The sequence below is a fragment of the Pinibacter soli genome, assembly GCF_029961145.1.
GTDB classification, from domain to species: domain Bacteria; phylum Bacteroidota; class Bacteroidia; order Chitinophagales; family Chitinophagaceae; genus Pinibacter; species Pinibacter soli.
This window is the reverse complement of record NZ_JASBRG010000004.1, coordinates 1-18,307: the sequence shown is the minus strand read 5'-3', so window position 1 is coordinate 18,307 and position 18,307 is coordinate 1. Positions and strand designations below refer to the sequence as shown.

The following is an 18,307-nucleotide window of genomic DNA, read 5'->3' as shown; positions in this document are numbered from 1 at the left end:
TTTTATTACATGGGTAAAGGAGGCGGCGCACTATTTATTATTGCGGCTAACTCCGGGAGGGTATTTGCAGCGGCCCATCCGTTCATGCCTTTTTTCCATACAAGTGTTTGCGCCTGCAATGTATTGTTAGACGCCAACTGTGTTAGCTGCTGTTGATTAAACGGGCCGGCCTGTTTGCCATCAATCGCGACGAAAAATTCTGCTTCCGTTTGTAAAGGGGGAGGCGTATTGCTGCCATTCGCTGCCTGGTTGTTTTGAAACATACCCGCGATTTGTCCTGCAATACCTAAACCGATGCCAGCACCAACACCGGCGCCAACTGTTCCACCGCCACCAGGATTTTCAGCAGATTTTTCCAAAGAATTCGCCACCTGGAATTGCGTGTATGCATTTAAGTTACCAACAATGCCGATGCTGCTTCTTTTATCCAGCGCGGCTTCTACCTCAGGTGGAAGAGAAACATTTTCAATTAAAAATTTTGTCAGCTCCAATCCCAGTTCTTCAAACTCTGATTTTATTTTTCCGGTGATAATTCCTGATACTTCCTCGTATTGTGAAGCAATATCCAATACTGGAATTTTAGCTTCAGCAATAGCTTCCATGCCTCGCGACACGGCAAGATTGCGCAATTGTGTAGAAATGTTCTCAGCACTAAAATCCGGATTTGTTGCGGACACTTCTTTCAAGAAAACACCCGCATCTTTCACCCTGAAAGCAAAGCTGCCAAATGCCCTTAAACGAACGGGGCCAAACTCTGCATCACGCATCATCACGGGGTTCATTGTTCCCCATTTCTGGTTAATGAATTGCCTCATGCTTACAAAATAGACATCTGCTTTAAACGGGCTGTTAAAGCCATAGACCCAACCTTTCAAAGTGGATAGAATAGGCATGTTTTGCGTTGTTAGTGAATACATACCGGGCGGAAAAATATCGGCCACTTTTCCTTCGTTCATAAACACTGCTACCTGCGATTCTCTCACAGTAAGCTTTGAATTCATTTTTATTTCATTCTGATAGCGGGGAAATTTCCACACGATCGAGTCCTGGGTGCTATCCACCCATTCGATTATATCTACAAATTCGTTCCTGAGTTTATCGAAAAGTCCCATAGGAAGTTTTTTTTGTTAAGATAAGAGGTTGTTTGTTCGATGCAATATATTAAACTGTGGTTATTCAGTTGCGGGATTTAGCTTTTTTTTGATGAAAGGAGATTTCTTTTGAAATTGCACGTAAAGTTCTTTAAGCTTGTCAGGCAATTCCTGTTTGCATAATTTGAAAAATATACAAGTGTAGAGTCGTAATTGAAAAGCCGTAGAAAGCGTTTTTTATTATCCACATTGAAAGACCTGCTAGCCGAAGTGAGAGTTGATTACTCATTTGGGCAAAATCCGTTTCACTACAAGTAGAATGATGAAAAAAAGAATGCTCAGGCAAAACCCGATAAAAGCAAGGAGAACATTGAGGCCCTCTTCCGAGGTTTTAATAAAGCTGCCTAAACAATAAAAAGCGATAACATAAAGAACTGCACTTACAATAAGATCAACGCTCCATTTGGATTTAGATATGAACGATGATATTAAACAGCTTACATTAGAAAGCACGATAAAGAAACTAAATAAGGTGAGTATAACTTTAAAGTCGACAGTTACAAATAGATTTTTCCAGTAAACCACCAACGAGATTATCGCAGAAAGGAAGAAAGCGCTAAGATTATAAATCAAAAATTTCCGGTTCATTTTATTAAGTTAATAATCTCCGGTTACTGACGCAAGTTTGTTGGTCACCTTAGTACATCTGGGCGCATCTTATGAAGATCTAAATTTTGACAACAGTCATCTTATTGCTAGGTGTATCAAAGGAGCGTTGAAAATAATGAAAGACAGCATTTGCGTCGAACTTGTCTTCGCCGCGCCAGTATTCAACAAATTGCCAATCGCTCTTAAAGCTTGTGGACCTCTTGTAGCTGCCGGGTTGTAGGATGTGGCAACAACCAAGAATTTCCAGCAGATTGCTTCTTTCTTCTTTTGATGATTTGTAAACATCTTTTAATCTGTCCCGAAGCTTACTTGGCGTTTCACCCACAGCCGATTGATTGATGGCTTCGAGAATGCTGCAAAATATCGCTATGTCTTCGTCGCTTGGTTTATCGATGGAGAGCTTTGAAAAAAGAGTGAGGTCAAGGTAATTGTAGATGGCATGGCTATGTCTTACGCCGCCCCATTTCAATCGCTCGGAATTCATCACGTTTAAATCTTCGTCGACATATTTTTCCCGCAGAAGCCAACCATCAACGGTTTCTGTTTGGATGATTTTTGATGCGTTGACCCAACTGGCGAATGCAGAACGCAATTCAAGTCGCTTGTTTGTTAAGCTGCTTAAAAAAGCATTGGCAACATCTTCCTTTGAAATTGTACGTAAAAGTTCTTTAAGCTTGTCAAGCAACTCCTGCTTGCTAATGGACAACTTGTCAAACATAACGCCCATAGATTTTGCATAAGCAAAATCAGCAGGATCGGTTTGGTAGCTGCCTTTCCAGCCCTGGGAGGACCAATAGGTTTTGAATAAAATGTCTTTTGCTTTTTTGTCCATAGAATAATTGTTTAAGCCGGAGCGAACTCAAATATATTCGAAATGAAAAACAGGTTGGAGTTAAATAATAATTATCAGCTGTTGGCGCTATGATGAGTGTAAGCAGTTTTAACGCCGCGGTTGGTGTGAACACAGCCAGATGCCGTGGTTCGTGTCCCCACGAACCATAACAAGGCGCCATTGTGGTTCGTGGGGACACGAACCACGGCATTCTTTGAGAAAAACTATGAGCCGTATCCTGTACCATTTTAGACTGTTTTAGCCATCCGGATTGTCAAATTCAATTCCTATGTTTGCCTCATCAAACTCCGGGGAACTTCCCGGTTAAAATAAAAAAGTATGAAGTTTTTTAGGTTGCTTTTATCGCTTGCCTTGCCATTATTTGTTTTGTACAACGCGGCCGCACAGGATAGGCTGAGTAAAACAGAACGTACGCTTTTGGATCAGGCATTGAACAATGCCGGTAAAAACAAAACGGAACTGTCAAAAGCGCTGAAAGCCGCTCCTGCAAAAGAATTGCGTGCCATGGCATTTTTAATAACCTATATGCCGCAGACCGATAGAGAAACGTTGACTGCCAATTTTTTGCTTGACAATGTGAGTCAGGCTTATAAGGCACGTGAAAATTTTGCCTGGTGCAAATCCTTGCCCGATTCCGTTTTCTTTAACGAAGTGCTTCCATACGCTGTGTTGGATGAACACCGCGATAACTGGCGACAGGATTTTTACAACCGCTTTACTCCGCTGGTAACAAATTGTACTGATATCTATGCGGCCATTGATTCAGTAAACAGAAAAATTGCTAAGCTGTTAAAGACAGATTATAATACCAAACGAAAAAAAGTTAACCAAAGCCCTTATGAATCCATTGAACAGGGAATGGCTACCTGTACTGGGTTGTCGATTCTTTTGGTGGATGCGTTCAGGGCAGTTGGCATTCCGTCGAGGCTGGCAGGCATTCCGAACTGGACCACCAAAAAAGGAAACCATAATTGGGTGGAAGTTTTAATTGATGGCAAATGGTATTTTACAGAATACTATCCCGACGCATTGAATAAAAGCTGGTTTGTTGCCGATGCCGGAAAAGCCGATCCCGCACGGCCCGAGTACAGCATTTATGCCAGTTCATTTAAACCCACACAAACATATTTTCCTCTTATATGGGATAGTACGCAGAGAAATATTCACGGATATAATGTTACCAAAAGATATATTGATATTTACAACGAACAACTTCGCCAGCAACAACTTCCCGGAGATGAAATGATTTTAAATGTGGTGCTGTTTAAAGATGAATCATGCACACCTGACGGCAACAACAGGATTCATTCCAGGATTACACTTCTTAAGGATGGCAAACAAACTGACTTTGGTTTTTCGCCTTCACCTACAGACGACATGAACAAGTTTCTTGTATTCAAGGTAAAAAAGAACAGCAGATACACGTTGGAATTCGCAGCGCTGGACAAAACAATTTCCACAGAAATACAAACAACAGCAGACGGCGAAATGACGCAAAGATTGTATGTGGAGAAGCAACAGGTTGCGGAAAAGAAGTTGTAGAGAATTAATCAACCAAAGGCTTAGAGCGCCGCTGTTGGTGTGAAGCGTGGCATTGTAACAGGCTCGCCAACAGCCATTGGGTACTGCAACCATTTGTTGGTGCGCTTTCGTACGTTATTATCGCTGCAATGTCAGCAATAGCGACTGCGAAACACTTGCGATTGCAAAATAACTACTAAATAGAGTTTTACCTTGCCAAATTAAATTTTGCATTGGGTAGCTCAATTTGAAGTTTCACTTTTGCTTTCAATGCAGCAAAAACTTTCATCAATGTGTCGATGGTCACATTGCTCGCGTTACTTTCGAGCCTTGAAATTTGGGCTTTTTGAACCCCAACTAATTGTCCAAGTTGTTCTTGTGTTAATTTGCGTTCCTGCCGGCTTTCTTTAATTGCTTTTCCAATTAAATCCATTTGAAGTTCATATTCAAACTTGTCCCTTGATGGAGTTCCTCTTTTGCCAACGATTTTGTCTGTGACTTCATCTAGTGTGTATGTTTTCATTTCTTAGTTTTTATTTTGTCCCGAAAATATTTTTTTCGCTGCATTTCCGTTTTTGAGATTTCATTCTCTGGCACTTTACTCTGTTTCTTGATAAATCCATGTGTCGATATAACAAGTGTATTGACATATCTGTTTTATCCCAAAATGCCAGCAGTCTATATTGAAGTCCTTGATATAATGTCCTAAACTCCCAAATATCATCTGTTAATTTTTTGACAGATCTGGGTCGTTTTTTTGTTGAGCTTTTCTGATGTTGTAAAGTATCTTACTGGAATGTTTTATATCAAGCGACTTTAAAAACTCATAGGCTTCCGCCAAAAAAACAATTTCAAAATTATTGTCCATTTAATTTGACTTGTCGAAGGTAATAAAAGTTTCCTTTTAATGAAACTTTTGTTTTGTTATAGATAGTCTCGAAATCACACCAAGCTATGATTCAATAACAGTAAGTTGTTTCCAGAAAGGACTTTTCTTTTTGCGTAAAATGTTCTTTTTTACGCAAAAAATTATCGTGCTACAGTAGCTACCCGATTTTATTATATTTGTGTTTGTACTTAAACAATTATTTAGGAAAAACCATTCACCACGGAAGAAACGTTAAACGCTTTAGAGAATTTAAACGAGTTAAACAGGAAGCTTTAGCTATGGAACTTGGTGAAGACTGGACACAACGCAGAATCTCTTTGCTCGAACAAAAAGAAGAAATTGACGATGCATTGCTGGAGCAAATCGCAAAGATTCTTAGCGTGCCGGTGGAGTTGTTTAAGGAGTTTGACGAAGACGCTGGAATAAATGTTATCTCAAATACATTCACCAGCAATGACAGTTCAACTATCAATACTGTAAACTATTTTCCCACCTTTAATGCGATTGATAAAATAGTTGAGTTGTATGAGGCTTTAGTAAAAAGTGAGAGGGAGAAGTTGGAGATGTTGAAGGAGTTGTTGGAGAAGAGGTAGGTTATATCTCTGTTGATGAATAATACAAATATCCTAAAAGATAATTTGAAGTAGTCAATAAGTCGAACCAAGTATATCGCAACTAAAAAGGTTGTAGTATGCTTGGTTCGACTTATTTAACTATTTGATTTGCTTCCAATGACTTGATTCTTTTATGATTTTTTGTTGAATATCATTTTGAGCAGTATCAATTTCGCTTATGGCTTTTTCCAGTTTAGCTTTCAGTTCCTGTTCGGATGTTGTATCTTGTCCAATCCAAAATTGATTATGATGACCTGCATTTTCAATAAAAATTACAATTCCGCTATTTGAAGAAGGCAGTTTGTGCGGCGCTATAAGTTCCGAGTAAGCTTGCCATAGAAACGATGCAATGCCTAGTATTGCACTAACTTTGCCAATTGCTTTCCAATCTAGTGACGCCGAATATATTCCGCCGCTTTGGGGTTGCAAACGATAATATTCAATCGAATTATCTTTTTCTTGTAAATATTTGAGAAACTGTTCGTTTGTTAATCCGCTAAAGTTTGCGATAGCGCCAGACAAAATTACTTTCATTGGAATCTTTTTGGTTTAAATATTTATTAGATAAGAAAAAGTGCAGCAATTTATTGGTTTCTTATTTTGCATTAAAATATAGGATTGAAACTTGGTATATATAGATCATTATGATGCACCATAACCTCTGTTCCACTTGTGGCATTTACTGCGCTATAATTCAAGGTGTATTCAAATTTTTTATTTCTCTTATAAATTTTATTTATTTCCGGTGCGTTATCATAGGAAACAATCCATTTGTGTTCCGTGATTCCATTAACCATTTCTGAAACTAGAACATGATCTTCGTGCTTGTAATGATTTACATATAAATCCTTACCCTTGACATAATACGGCGGGTCGAAATATATGAGAGTCTTTTCAGGAAGATAGTTTGAAATTGTTGTAATTAACTCTATCGCGTCCAAATTGAAGAGTTCTATCCGCTCTTTGTAAGCCGCTATTCGTCTTATTCTTCGGATTAATTCTTCTTTGTTAAACCGTGCATCAATTTTGTAATTGCCATCTTGAGCATTTCCGCCAATAACCCCTGCTTTGATTATACCAGAGCGATTCGTTCTATTCAAAAAGAAAGTCGAAAATCCCAATTCCAATAGATTAGTTGAATCTTTTTGTTTTTGTATTTCTTTTTGTCGCTTCCAAACCTTAGTAGTAATGTTGGTCTTCAATATTAAGTCGCAAAATTCTTCAGTGTTATTTAATACGGAATACCAAAAGGCAAAAACAGAGCGATCTATATCGTTAATAATGATGTTTGAGGCATATTCATCAAACAATAACGAAAGCGCTACAGATGCCCCGCCAGCATATGGTTCAACATAGTAGCCGTCTACAAGTAAGTTTTTTTCAAAAATTAATTTGATAAAATTCGAAATCTTTCCTTTGCCTCCCGGATATCTTAAGGGTGAATAAAATTCCATTTAAATCTAATTAGAAATTTCCCAAATTTTTTCTACGAATACTTGAATGTTGTCCCATGTTACTTTGAGATCTTTTGCGATGGGACTAATATGTCGATTGTGTATGTAAGCATTAAAAGTGTCGATTGAAAAAATGCTGTGATTATTCTGAATTGCAACATTAATTGCTTTCAATTTGTCATCTTCAATTAAATGGCTGTCTTCAAAATATTTGATTGATTTTTCTACTTTTTCTTTAAGGGGAGTCATTTTTTTTATGCCCTGAAACACCTTGCCTTTTTTTGTTGCGATCAAATGATCAACGCTCAATTCAATAAATACTCTAAATAAGACTGCTGTGGCGTTAACAAACTCATCGACTTCCAAATTTTTAAGCTCTCTATAGATGGAGTTTAAGCGGTTGTCGTTTATCGTCATTACACAATCACGTGGAATTAGTGTTTTTCTGTCATAAGGTAAGGGTGCGCTTTTTTTGTTTTTTGCTTTTGATTTTTCATCTTCAGCAACTTTGGGTGCAGATTTCGAAATAAGATGCCATGGTCCGTCCGTTGATTTTTTTGTTTTTGATGGAATATCTTGTTTTGTAAAGCTTTCTAAATAAGTCTTACGGTCTTTCTTTTTATCAATATTATATACAGTATAATCGTTGAAAAGAAAATCATCGGCAATTTTGCCAAGTCCTTTCATAACTTCTTTTTCTTCTAATTCGGAGTATAAAACTTTGTCTTGTAACTTTATGCCCAGCAGATCTCTAACGTCTGGATCACCCAGAAGTCTTTCTAAGTTTGAAATCGTAAGATTTGGCAACGCCTCTTTTATTTTTTTGGGTGTGAATTCTGAACGATGCATTAGTTCTATTGCCTGCAGTGCTAGAGGAGTTGTTCCTTTGACTTTTTTGTCAAAGCGAGCTCTTTGCTGTGCATCCCAAGAAACCACGCCAATTCCCTCATTCTCGCCAGTATGCTCAAGTTCAATCCACTTTAAGGCACTATCGGAGTCTGGAAATATGACACATTCTACATTTTTTATTGGATTTTTCTGAAAAGCTTCGCTTAGTTTTTTTATACTTTTTATAAAAGATGCATGTTTGCCATCAACAATATTTGTATTACTTAGTATTTTCAGAATGGTGATTCTGCGATTTCCTTCTAACACAGTAAATTGCCCAGACGGTTTTTCAGAAGGAATTACACAAATCTTTTTTGCTGGATTGAGTCCAAAATCTATTATGTCTTTTGCCAGCTTAAGTAATTTGGGTGCTTGATCTTCTATCATTGTAGAGATTGCATCTCTTTGGTTAGTGGTAGTTTCGAATCTAGGATTGTCAATACTTACGGCTAGGTTGGTTATTGGAATTGTTTTGTGAGTTACATTCATATGACTTTGCTTTTAGGTGTTATCATTCAATGGGGGTTGTTTATTAATTTAGATCGAAAAACTGTTAGGGGTTAAGTTTCGATGATAGGCACTAAAAGATATTCTAAATCGGTATTATTTCAAAAATATGCGAAAGTTTTATCAAAGCAAAAATGTTATAAAAAAAAATAAAGTTGGATATACGATAAATCGATTATTTGCCAACTATAGTATAAAGTCTGTATATAAAAAAAGCCGTTAGAACATCTAACGGCTTCGTATATATTAAACCTCTTGGTCTTCTTAAATATGAGCTTCGATTTTTTTAACGAAGTTGGCTTTAGGTTGTGCACCTACCAATTTGTCAACCACTTTACCACCTTTTACGAAAAGGATCGCAGGGATAGAAGTGATGCCATAGTTTACAGAGATCTGAGGGTTTTGGTCAACGTTTACTTTACCAATGTTTACCTTTCCATCATATTCTTTAGACAATTCGTCGATAACTGGTCCGATTGCGCGGCAAGGTCCACACCATTCTGCCCAAAAATCTATTACTGATAATTTATCTGAAGACAATACTTCCTGCTCGAAGTTTGCATCTGTGAATGTTGCTGCCATAGTATACTTTAATTTTATTTTAAGTAATGTTTAAACTAGTCTGCAAAAATAACTCCATTCGATCAATCTAGCTATTCTGACATATCCACACCTGTTAATTGGTCACAACCTGCACACCCAGTTCGGGTAGCTGTTGCAGCCATCCGGCCAATTCGTCATTCATCTGGAAGGCTCCATCCATAGTGTAAAGTCCTATTTTCAAACGACTTTTGGGCTCCACTATGTTGAAACGGATGCTCGATCTGCCGGGATATTTTTTAACATTTTTTTCCAGGAAATCGATCATTTCCCTGCTCAAATGCCGCGCTTCTACATCCAGAACCAGTTGTTTTGTCAGGTTCGGTTTAATGCTTTCCAAGAGAACGATGCTGTCTATCTTAAACTCAAAACCTTTATAGCCCTGCTTGAATTGTCCGGTGAGGAAAAGGTTCTTTCCTTTCTCCAAAAAGTTCTTAAAACGCACATAATCATTGCTCCACAACATGAACTCGCATTTGCCGCTGTAATCCTCTATCGCCAGCACGCCAAACTCACGACCGGTTTTGGTAACGCGGTGTTGCGCATCCACCACCAATCCCGCCAGCCTGAACACACGGCTGGTATTTGGCGTAGCCAAGTCCTTCACTTCTATAAAATCGGAGAGTTGGGTGATGCCGTAGTTGCGCATTTCAAACTTAAAGTTGTCCAGCGGGTGACCACTCAGGAAGATGCCCGTTACTTCTTTTTCATAATCAAGCATTTCCGTAAGTCCCCATGGTTCGCAAACGGCCAGCTTAGGCGTAGGCACGTCCAGCGCAGTTCCCAGGTCGCCAAAGAGCGTATTCGTGGTATTGGCAGTTTGCAATTGCATGGCATTACCAAACCTGATAACCCGCTCAAGGCCGCTCATATTGTCGTCACCCACATGAAAATATTGTGCACGGTGCAGATCGGTAAAGCAATCAAAAGTGCCGGAGTAGGCAAGGCTCTCCAGCGATTTTTTGTTCACCGTTCTTTGGTTTACACGTTTGATCAAATCAAATATGGACGAAAAAGGGCCATTCTTTTTTCTTTCTTCCAAAAGGCTTTCGATTGCTGCTTCGCCCACACCTTTCAAACCACCGAGACCAAAACGAACCTCGCCTTTGGCGTTTACGGCGAAACCTTTTTTCGATTCGTTTACATCCGGTCCCAATACTTTTAATCCCATGCGTTTACACTCCTCCATAAAGAAGGTGATCTTCTCAATGGCTCCCGCGTGGTTCAGTACGGCGGCCATATATTCGCTTGGATAATGCGCTTTCAGATAAGCCGTTTGATAGGCCACAAACGCATAACAGGTAGAGTGCGATTTGTTGAACGCGTATTGCGCGAACGCCTCCCAGTCGGTCCAGATCTTTTCGAGCTTTTGTGCATCGTGACCTTTCTCTTTCGCCTTTTCAACGAACTGAGGTTTCAGTTTGTCAAGCGTTTTACGATCCTTTTTACCCATCGCCTTGCGAAGCACATCAGCGTCACCTTTGGTAAAGCCCGCCAGTTTCTGACTCAGCAACATCACCTGCTCCTGATAGACAGTGATACCGTAGGTTTCCTGCAGGTATTCTTCCATGTCCGGCAAGTCATAAGTGATAGCCTCACGTCCGTGCTTACGGTCGATAAAGTTCGGGATGTAAGCGATAGGACCCGGGCGGTACAAGGCGTTCATGGCGATCAAGTCGCCGAACTGATCCGGCTTAAGGTCGCGGAGATATTTCTGCATCCCGGGACTTTCAAACTGGAACGTACCAATGGTATCGCCGCGTTGGTAAAGCTCATAAGTTGGCATATCATCCAGCGGAACATCGTCTATTACAATGTCTACACCGTGGTTCTGCTTGATCAGATCCAACGCCGTTTTTATAATACTAAGGGTTTTCAAACCCAAAAAGTCCATCTTGATTACACCGGCATCTTCAATGATCTTTCCTTCAAATTGTGTTACCCACAAATCAGAATCTTTCGCTGCGCAAACGGGAAGGATGTTTGTGAGATCCTCCGGCGCAATGATGATACCCGCTGCGTGTATACCAGTGTTACGCACAGAACCTTCGAGCCTTTCTGCTTCCTTCAATACCTGCGCACGCAAATCGGTTCCGTTGTAAATGGCACGGAGTTGTTTTACGTTTTCGACATCCTCGGGGCTTAAGCCTTCTTTTTCTTCGAGCGATTTCGGGCCCTCTTTTGCAGTGATAGGCGCAGTAAGTACGCGGCCAAGATCGGTGCCGGGTTTATCTGGAACGAGCTTTGCCAATGCATTCGATTCCGGCAATGGAAGGTCAAGCGCACGGGCAACGTCCTTGATACTCATTTTCGCCGCCATCGTACCATAAGTAACGATTTGCGCTACCTGGTTCTGGCCGTATTTTTTCACCACGTAATCGATAACCCTCTGGCGACCATCATCATCAAAGTCCGTATCGATATCGGGCATCGACTTACGATCCGGGTTAAGGAAACGCTCAAACAGCAGGTTGTACTTGATCGGGTCAATGTTCGTGATGCCGATACAATAGGCTACGGCGCTTCCCGCCGCAGAACCACGACCCGGTCCAATGAATACGCCCATATCGCGACCAGCTTTAATAAAGTCACTCACGATAAGGAAGTAACCGGCGAATCCCATTGTTTTAATGGTGAACAATTCGAAGTCGATACGTTCCTGTATATCCGGCGTAATATCGTTGTAGCGCATTTTTGCGCCTTCATAAGTAATGTGTTTTAAAAACTCCCACTGGTTCAGGTTTGAATCATTGTGTACCTGGAACTCTTTTGGAATAGGGAAGGCGGGAAGCAGGATGTCCTTTTTCAGCTTCAATACATCCACACGATCCACGATCATGTTGGTATTATCGATCGCTTCCGGGATGTCCTGGAACAGCTCGATCATTTCCTTTTGTGTTTTAAAATAAAACTTGTCATTGGGAAATTTGAATCGTCTGTTCTTTACCTGCGCATCATCGTTTACAAAGTCATCAAAACCGGGTGTGCTTTGCTTTTCGCCGGTGTTGATACAAAGTAGAATGTCGTGGGCGTTGTAATCTTCGCGGTCCACGTAATGGCTATCGTTGGTAGCAATTACGGGCACATTGTATTTTTTAGAGAACTTGATCAGCGTTTGGTTGATCAGTTCCTGTTCTTTCATGTCGTGTCGCTGTAGCTCGATGAAATAATCTTCACCAAAAATATCCAGCCACCATTTGAATTCCTTTTCCGCTTCCTCTTCGCTTTTTCTCAGGATCATTTGCGGAACGTAGGCACCAATGCAACAAGTCGTTGCGATCAATCCTTCGTGGTGCTGCATGATCAGTTCCTTGTCAATACGAGGATATTTGGAGTACATTCCTTCAATGTAACCCTTGGAGGTTAGCTTAACGAGGTTTTGGTAACCCACCGTATTTTTTGCCAGCAATACCTGGTGATAGCGATCATCTTTCTGCTCTTTGGAAAATTGTTTCTGGTGACGATCCTTTACCACATAAAATTCGCAACCTACAATTGGTTTTACTTTTAGTGAGCCATCTGCATTTTTATGTTTGCCCGCTTCGTTTACAAAATCGAATGCGCCAAACATATTACCATGGTCTGTAATAGCAATAGCAGGCATGCCGTCATCAGCCGCTTTTTTGAACAAAGAAGAAATCGGCGAAGCCCCATCCAATAAGGAAAACTGTGTATGTGTATGTAAGTGAGAAAATTTCATGGTAAAGGCAAAAATACGGATAAGAAGCTAAGCAGAAATGAGTAGTTGTTCACCTCTGTGCAAATTTTTAGGGAGCACACAGATGACGCTGATTGGACTGATTTACACTGATTTTTATTGGCACACGGATGACACGGATTGGACGGATTTACACGGATTTTTTTGGTCGTCAGCATTTTTTCTTTGATGGGGCTTTTGTTGCGTCGCACACTTGGGCGGTAGGAATTCTTATCAGCCCAGCTAATCTGTGTAAATCAGTCTAATCAGTGTCATCTGTGTGCTAATGCATTTTAACAGTCAACCTGGTTGTTTCGATAAAACTATTTGCCTATTATAGCGAATCAAATCTTAACCCAATGACCCGGATAGTGTTTATCCTTGCTTTATGTTTATCATGTTTATGCGCACATGCACAGTTTAGCCGGGATGTTGCTTACAATCAGATACTAAAACTTCAAAGTGAAGGAATTGATACAATAGTTACATATGCCGGAGTTGTACCGATGTATGGCTGGATCGAACAATCAAATCAACTCGGGAAAATAGTAGTTCAGCAGTATACATTTGTTTTCTACCAGGCAAAAGGCAAAGGGTATGTGATAAGGTTTATGACTTATACAGATTACGTTGGTATTCCCGGACGGCAGGCCATTTCCAAGCCAATGTTGGTCGATGCGGAATTGATGTTGAAATGGGCCGCAGATAATTTTTACAAAATAAGAGAGCAACCAATTTGTTCGCACATTATTACGGAAAAACCAGACAGCATAAATACGGTATATGATATTTATTATCCTTCACATACAGAAGGTATTAACCTTAGGGTGATAATTGGAAAAGAGCAGGTAGGACAAGACTTTGTTTTTGAAGATTGTCAGCACAATTATACTGATAGTGGCCCCGAAAATTTGAATTACTCTTACAACGTTCGGACTTATACTTACAGGTTGTATTCGATACTTAAAGCAATCACTCAATCAGTTCAAAACGATCTTAAGTACTAACCCATGCGAAAACTATTCATTCTGTTGCTGTGCCTGATTTCATTTTCAGTAAAAAGCCAAAGCCTTGAGGACATGGTTTCGAATGAAATAATATCACTTCATAAAAAGGGAGTAGATACAATCGTACAATTTACTGACGGCTGTTGTGCTCCTGCAGTAAATGTATACAAAATACCAGGCTTGGGCGAGGTTATGGTTGCAGGGAGAAGTTACCTTTTTTATAAACTTCATGGTGTGGGTATGGTGACAAAATGTATTTACTACAGCGATAACAAAGGCGAAAAAATAAATGTGGCTACTTTAAATCCTTTAAAAATAGAGTGTGATTCGTTGTTGTCTTTTGCCTCTGCCAGTTTTCAAAAATTCAGGCAGGAAAAAATATATCCCTTCATTTATGAATGGAAACACGATGGCGATTCTTCTTATGTTTGGTTGCATGGCTTCGATAGAACTTATTACTACGTTGGAATAGAAACTAATAACGAAAGTGAAAGAAAAATTGTAGACCCGGATGATGTTGAAAAGTTGAGCCTTAACGGTGAAGCAGAAAACTTAAACTACAGATACAATTCAAACACTTCCATTTACAAAATCTATCTAACGGCACAAAGGTTAATAGAGCCTATAGAAAGAAAATTCATATATGGGCGAAAATAATCTGTGTAAATCCGTCCGATCCGTGTCATCCCCGTCCGAACGGCTTCAGCCGGGCGGGTGTGTGCCAACACGTGTGCCAACAATTTTACCAATTCTTTTAAACTCTTTTGTCTAAATTCAAGTCATAGACAGGCAGAAGAAAAGGCGGCTTTGTTTGTTATGATTTCGTCCAATAAAACGACTCACAAACAGAACAATTTTTAGATTATTTTTGTTAGGGAAAGCAATCCTGCTTTTCATTTTTTCCTTACATATATCTTTCTCGAAAAACCTCCCTTTAGCGAGCCAACAATGATTAAGTAAATCTGATCCGTAGAAATGACTTTTAAATGTTTTGCCCTATGCGATTATTTACAACGCTCATCATAGTTGCAGTTATATTTAATTGTTGTCATGCGAGAACGCAAAACGACAAGGGAGAGAATTTGGTTGTGCAAATACAACCTTTTGGAAATTTCCCGGAAGAAGATCTGCAGTATGTTTACAATGGCATAAAAAAACACTATCCATACGTTACACTCACCAAGGCTTTGCCTTTACCAAAAAAGGCATACTACGCCAAACGCAACCGCTACAAAGCAGATTCTCTGCTTACATTTCTTTCTTCCCGCACCGGTGAAGGCGAAGTGATCATCGGGCTTACTGAAAAAGACATCAGCACTACTAAAGACAAAGTGAAGGACTGGGGCATCATGGGGCTGGGCCTGTGTCCCGGAAAGGCCTGCGTTGCATCCACTTACCGGCTTTCTAAAACAAAAAGGCAGGAGCAATTATTTAAAGTGTGCATTCATGAACTCGGCCACACACAAGGTTTAAAACATTGCCCTGTGGTATACTGCTTCATGCACGACGCCGAGGGCCGCAACACCACCGATGAAGAGACTGATTTTTGCCCGGATTGTAAATCTGTCTTAAAGAGCAAGGGTTGGCGGTTTTAGGTGTGACAATAATTTCACCACTAAGGACACTAAGTTCCACTAAGAAGGAGTGTATAACTTCCCAGGTTCCTTAGTGTGGCTCAGTGTCCTTAGTGCCTTAGTGGTAAATAAAATCTTGCTTTACTCCGAAGCCATGTTTTACTTTTGAATTTTTACTTTTACCTTATCACTATGAAAGATTCAACACGGTGGCAGAATTGGAAATACAAAGTCTATAAAGTTATCTATCGTTCCGATAGTTTTTACGGAAAGCTGTTCGACGTGTGTTTGCTTGTTGCGATTACACTTAGCGTAATTGTAGTAATGCTGGACAGCGTGGCTAAAATTCATCAACGCTACGGAGATGAGCTTTACATTTTGGAGTGGTTCTTCACTATTCTTTTTACCATTGAATACATCCTGCGATTAATCTGCATTCGAAAACCGATGGCATATGTCACTAGTAAAATAGGCATCATTGACTTACTCGCGATACTTCCTACTTACGTTAGTTTTTTTGTAGCAGGATCGCAATATTTGTTGGTGGTAAGAGCACTAAGGTTGCTGCGCATTTTTCGGATATTCAAGCTCTGGCATTTTATGGATGAAGGACGTTTTCTCATCGGTGCAATTTATGCGAGTTTAAGAAAGATAAGTATTTTCATGTTGTTCATTGTCATCCTTACCATCATCATAGGCTCACTAATGTATTTGATAGAAGGCGGAGAGAACGGCTTTGTGAGTATACCGCAGAGTATTTACTGGGCCGTTGTGACCATTACTACTGTTGGGTACGGAGATATTTCCCCCGCAACACCTTTGGGTAAATTGCTTGCAGCAATGCTTATGTTATGCGGCTACGCTATTATTGCCGTGCCAACCGGAATTGTTACCACTCAAATGGCTATCCAAAATAAAAATAACGACAAAGCCGCTGGCAAAGGAGCAAATAAAATATCCTGCAATAAATGCGGCCTCGATGAACACGATGGAGATGCACGGTATTGCAAACGCTGCGGAGAGAAGATAATTTGAAAATTTGAAAATATGCTAATTTGGAAATTGGGTTGAAAGTCGAAGTCGCTGTGAAAAATAGCTAGTAGTTGATGCTCTGGCAAAAAAGAAGTGTATGTTCGCACTGGAACAACATTTTCAAATTAGCACATTTTCAAAATCTCAAATTGTCCCCATGGAGCCAATGCAAGCCATCTACATCATCGTCTTTGTTTTAGTACTCGTTATCTATTTGCTGCGGGAGAAAAAACGCAAGCCCGTTGCATTGCCCGGGAACTATGATGACATGATGGAAAAGCATGTGGCGTTTTACAGAAATTTGTCACAAGAGGATCAGGCGAAATTTATAGATAAGGTAAAAGACTTTCTTTCTTATGTGCGCATACATGGCGTGAACACAGAAGTTACAGAATTAGATAAAATGTTGGTTGCTGCAAGTGCAGTTATTCCCATTTTCGGTTTTGATGAATGGCGCTATCACAATGTGAAAGATGTTTTATTATATCCCGGTTCATTTAACAACGAAAATTTTTCTACACAAGATGGTGAGCTGCGAACGCTGGGAATGGTAGGTGATGGAGCGATGCAGCAAGTCGTTGTGTTTTCGCTTCCTTCACTACGCGAAGGTTTCAGAAGAGAAAAGGATAAAGAAAATACCGGTATTCACGAATTTGTTCATTTGCTTGATAAAGAGGACGGCGCAGTTGACGGAGTGCCTGAAATTTTAATCACCAAACAATATACTATTCCCTGGTTAAAATTTATGTCGCAGGAAATAGGCAAGATGAAAAACAAGCGCTCTGACATCAATATTTACGGTGCCACCAATAAAGCAGAGTTTTTCGCTGTTGCTTCAGAATATTTTTTCCAACAACCACATTTGTTTAAAGAGAAACACCCGGAATTGTTTGAACTATTGGAAAAGATCTTTCATCAGGATATAGATGAAGATGGTGATGTGGGAGAGAAAAACTAGACATTCGAGTTTCTAGTTCGGCCTAAAATGGCCTGAAATAGTGGTTTTTACAGCTTTTACCCTTATTTTTGCGCCAGCTAACCTATTGATTTTTTTAAAATATATTATCCATTGAAGAATTGGTTCGTAATCATTATTGCGTCTTTGGGATTTGTTTCCTGTACCACATCGAAGCATGCAGCAGCAACTGGTAAAACCACGACCGGCAACAAATCTTCGTCTCCAGAGTTCATCAACTCTATAAGTGTAACGCCTGGTTCCAATACAAAAACAGGTAGTGTTAAAGCTGATAATTCCTCTAAATATGCCGCTGAGAGCAGTGCACTGAACAATCTTGGTTCCGTGAATATTGAGAAAATGGACAAGATATTGTTCAAGTATGCTATCATGCTTGACATTCCGGTTGAGTATATCGGTAATCAGTCCGGTTTGTTTGAGTTTATTGAAGACTGGTACGGAACGCCTTACAAATACGGTGGCAACGATAGAAAAGGAATTGATTGCTCTGGTTTTTCCAGCACATTGATGTCAAATGTTTTTGCTATCTCTGTTCCCCGTACTTCAAAAGATCAATATCAAAATTGTCAAAGGATTTCAAAGAGTGAGTTAAAAGAAGGCGATCTGGTTTTCTTCAACATACGCGGACGCGGCGTTTCGCATGTTGGTGTTTATTTGACCAACAATAAATTCGTTCATGCTTCTGTAAATGCAGGAGTAGTCATCAGCGATTTAGGCGAAGGCTATTATTCGACGAAGTTTATGGGCGGAGGAAGGCCGAAGAAATAATTAATAATTAAGAATTAATAATTAAGAATTAATAATTAAGAATTAATAATTAAGAATTAATAATGTATAGTCCTAAAATAAGTTGACAGATTTTTAAATTGTCCCGGTTGCCTCAGGTGACCGGGATTTTTGTTTGATATACCTGTTCGGGTGTTTGCATGTGTAAG

General features: G+C 39.8%; 16 protein-coding genes. 8 read left to right on the top strand and 8 right to left on the bottom strand.

The window, feature by feature from the left end:
- Positions 1-5: 5 nt before the first annotated feature.
- Positions 6-1,112, bottom strand: coding sequence for an SPFH domain-containing protein (locus QJ048_RS06960; protein ID WP_282333620.1), 1,107 nt, complete (start codon positions 1,110-1,112; stop codon positions 6-8).
- Between the two features lie 706 nt (positions 1,113-1,818).
- Positions 1,819-2,592, bottom strand: coding sequence for a hypothetical protein (locus QJ048_RS06955; protein WP_282333619.1), 774 nt, complete (start codon positions 2,590-2,592; stop codon positions 1,819-1,821).
- Between the two features lie 339 nt (positions 2,593-2,931).
- Between QJ048_RS06955 and QJ048_RS06950 the strand changes: the two genes are divergently transcribed.
- On the top strand, positions 2,932-4,155 hold the full coding sequence (locus QJ048_RS06950) for a transglutaminase-like domain-containing protein (RefSeq protein WP_282333618.1): 1,224 nt from the start codon (positions 2,932-2,934) through the stop codon (positions 4,153-4,155).
- Positions 4,156-4,342: 187 nt separating this feature from the next.
- On the opposite strand, the gene QJ048_RS06945 is transcribed toward QJ048_RS06950, so the two are convergent.
- A complete protein-coding gene (locus tag QJ048_RS06945) occupies positions 4,343-4,657 on the bottom strand; it encodes a helix-turn-helix domain-containing protein (protein WP_282333617.1) in 315 nt (104 codons plus the stop codon).
- 644 nt (positions 4,658-5,301) lie between these two features.
- Between QJ048_RS06945 and QJ048_RS06935 the strand changes: the two genes are divergently transcribed.
- Entirely contained in the window at positions 5,302-5,616 is a 315-nt protein-coding gene (locus QJ048_RS06935) for an XRE family transcriptional regulator (RefSeq protein WP_282333616.1), read from the top strand.
- A 120-nt stretch (positions 5,617-5,736) separates the two neighbouring features.
- On the opposite strand, the gene QJ048_RS06930 is transcribed toward QJ048_RS06935, so the two are convergent.
- The 5 genes from QJ048_RS06930 to dnaE form a co-directional block, all read right to left on the bottom strand.
- The gene (locus QJ048_RS06930; protein WP_282333615.1) at positions 5,737-6,171 is read right to left on the bottom strand and encodes a hypothetical protein; all 435 of its coding nucleotides are present in this window, start codon (positions 6,169-6,171) and stop codon (positions 5,737-5,739) included.
- A gap of 71 nt (positions 6,172-6,242) precedes the next feature.
- Complete coding sequence (locus tag QJ048_RS06925; RefSeq protein ID WP_282333614.1) at positions 6,243-7,091, bottom strand: DNA adenine methylase; 849 nt, start codon at positions 7,089-7,091, stop codon at positions 6,243-6,245.
- Positions 7,092-7,097: 6 nt separating this feature from the next.
- Positions 7,098-8,468 (bottom strand): hypothetical protein, encoded by a 1,371-nt coding sequence (locus tag QJ048_RS06920; protein ID WP_282333613.1) that lies wholly within the window; start codon positions 8,466-8,468, stop codon positions 7,098-7,100.
- Between the two features lie 282 nt (positions 8,469-8,750).
- Positions 8,751-9,068, bottom strand: coding sequence for a thioredoxin (gene trxA / locus QJ048_RS06915; RefSeq protein WP_217792050.1), 318 nt, complete (start codon positions 9,066-9,068; stop codon positions 8,751-8,753).
- Positions 9,069-9,162: 94 nt separating this feature from the next.
- Positions 9,163-12,786, bottom strand: a complete 3,624-nt coding sequence (gene dnaE / locus QJ048_RS06910) for a DNA polymerase III subunit alpha (RefSeq protein WP_282333612.1) — start codon at positions 12,784-12,786, stop codon at positions 9,163-9,165.
- Between the two features lie 356 nt (positions 12,787-13,142).
- Between dnaE and QJ048_RS06905 the strand changes: the two genes are divergently transcribed.
- The 6 genes from QJ048_RS06905 (at position 13,143) to QJ048_RS06880 (ending at position 18,140) form a co-directional block, all read left to right on the top strand.
- Positions 13,143-13,790, top strand: a complete 648-nt coding sequence (locus tag QJ048_RS06905; RefSeq protein WP_282333611.1) for a hypothetical protein — start codon at positions 13,143-13,145, stop codon at positions 13,788-13,790.
- A 3-nt stretch (positions 13,791-13,793) separates the two neighbouring features.
- Entirely contained in the window at positions 13,794-14,447 is a 654-nt protein-coding gene (locus QJ048_RS06900) for a hypothetical protein (protein ID WP_282333610.1), read from the top strand.
- Positions 14,448-14,788: 341 nt separating this feature from the next.
- Positions 14,789-15,385 (top strand): hypothetical protein, encoded by a 597-nt coding sequence (locus QJ048_RS06895; protein WP_282333609.1) that lies wholly within the window; start codon positions 14,789-14,791, stop codon positions 15,383-15,385.
- A gap of 171 nt (positions 15,386-15,556) precedes the next feature.
- Positions 15,557-16,399, top strand: a complete 843-nt coding sequence (locus QJ048_RS06890) for an ion transporter (protein WP_282333608.1) — start codon at positions 15,557-15,559, stop codon at positions 16,397-16,399.
- A 154-nt stretch (positions 16,400-16,553) separates the two neighbouring features.
- Complete coding sequence (locus tag QJ048_RS06885) at positions 16,554-17,354, top strand: M90 family metallopeptidase (protein WP_282333607.1); 801 nt, start codon at positions 16,554-16,556, stop codon at positions 17,352-17,354.
- A gap of 111 nt (positions 17,355-17,465) precedes the next feature.
- Positions 17,466-18,140: a C40 family peptidase gene (locus QJ048_RS06880; RefSeq protein WP_282333606.1), complete on the top strand. Its 675-nt coding sequence runs from the start codon at positions 17,466-17,468 to the stop codon at positions 18,138-18,140.
- Positions 18,141-18,307: the final 167 nt, after the last annotated feature.

Coding starts and splice junctions, on each gene's coding strand:
- QJ048_RS06950 (WP_282333618.1), top strand. CDS start 2,932: ATGAAGTTTTTTAGGTTGCTTTTATCGCTTGCCTTGCCATTATTTGTT.
- QJ048_RS06945 (WP_282333617.1), bottom strand. CDS start 4,657: ATGAAAACATACACACTAGATGAAGTCACAGACAAAATCGTTGGCAAA.
- QJ048_RS06960 (WP_282333620.1), bottom strand. CDS start 1,112: ATGGGACTTTTCGATAAACTCAGGAACGAATTTGTAGATATAATCGAA.
- QJ048_RS06900 (WP_282333610.1), top strand. CDS start 13,794: ATGCGAAAACTATTCATTCTGTTGCTGTGCCTGATTTCATTTTCAGTA.
- trxA (WP_217792050.1), bottom strand. CDS start 9,068: ATGGCAGCAACATTCACAGATGCAAACTTCGAGCAGGAAGTATTGTCT.
- dnaE (WP_282333612.1), bottom strand. CDS start 12,786: ATGAAATTTTCTCACTTACATACACATACACAGTTTTCCTTATTGGAT.
- QJ048_RS06885 (WP_282333607.1), top strand. CDS start 16,554: ATGGAGCCAATGCAAGCCATCTACATCATCGTCTTTGTTTTAGTACTC.
- QJ048_RS06925 (WP_282333614.1), bottom strand. CDS start 7,091: ATGGAATTTTATTCACCCTTAAGATATCCGGGAGGCAAAGGAAAGATT.
- QJ048_RS06930 (WP_282333615.1), bottom strand. CDS start 6,171: ATGAAAGTAATTTTGTCTGGCGCTATCGCAAACTTTAGCGGATTAACA.
- QJ048_RS06895 (WP_282333609.1), top strand. CDS start 14,789: ATGCGATTATTTACAACGCTCATCATAGTTGCAGTTATATTTAATTGT.
- QJ048_RS06935 (WP_282333616.1), top strand. CDS start 5,302: ATGGAACTTGGTGAAGACTGGACACAACGCAGAATCTCTTTGCTCGAA.
- QJ048_RS06890 (WP_282333608.1), top strand. CDS start 15,557: ATGAAAGATTCAACACGGTGGCAGAATTGGAAATACAAAGTCTATAAA.
- QJ048_RS06905 (WP_282333611.1), top strand. CDS start 13,143: ATGACCCGGATAGTGTTTATCCTTGCTTTATGTTTATCATGTTTATGC.
- QJ048_RS06955 (WP_282333619.1), bottom strand. CDS start 2,592: ATGGACAAAAAAGCAAAAGACATTTTATTCAAAACCTATTGGTCCTCC.
- QJ048_RS06920 (WP_282333613.1), bottom strand. CDS start 8,468: ATGAATGTAACTCACAAAACAATTCCAATAACCAACCTAGCCGTAAGT.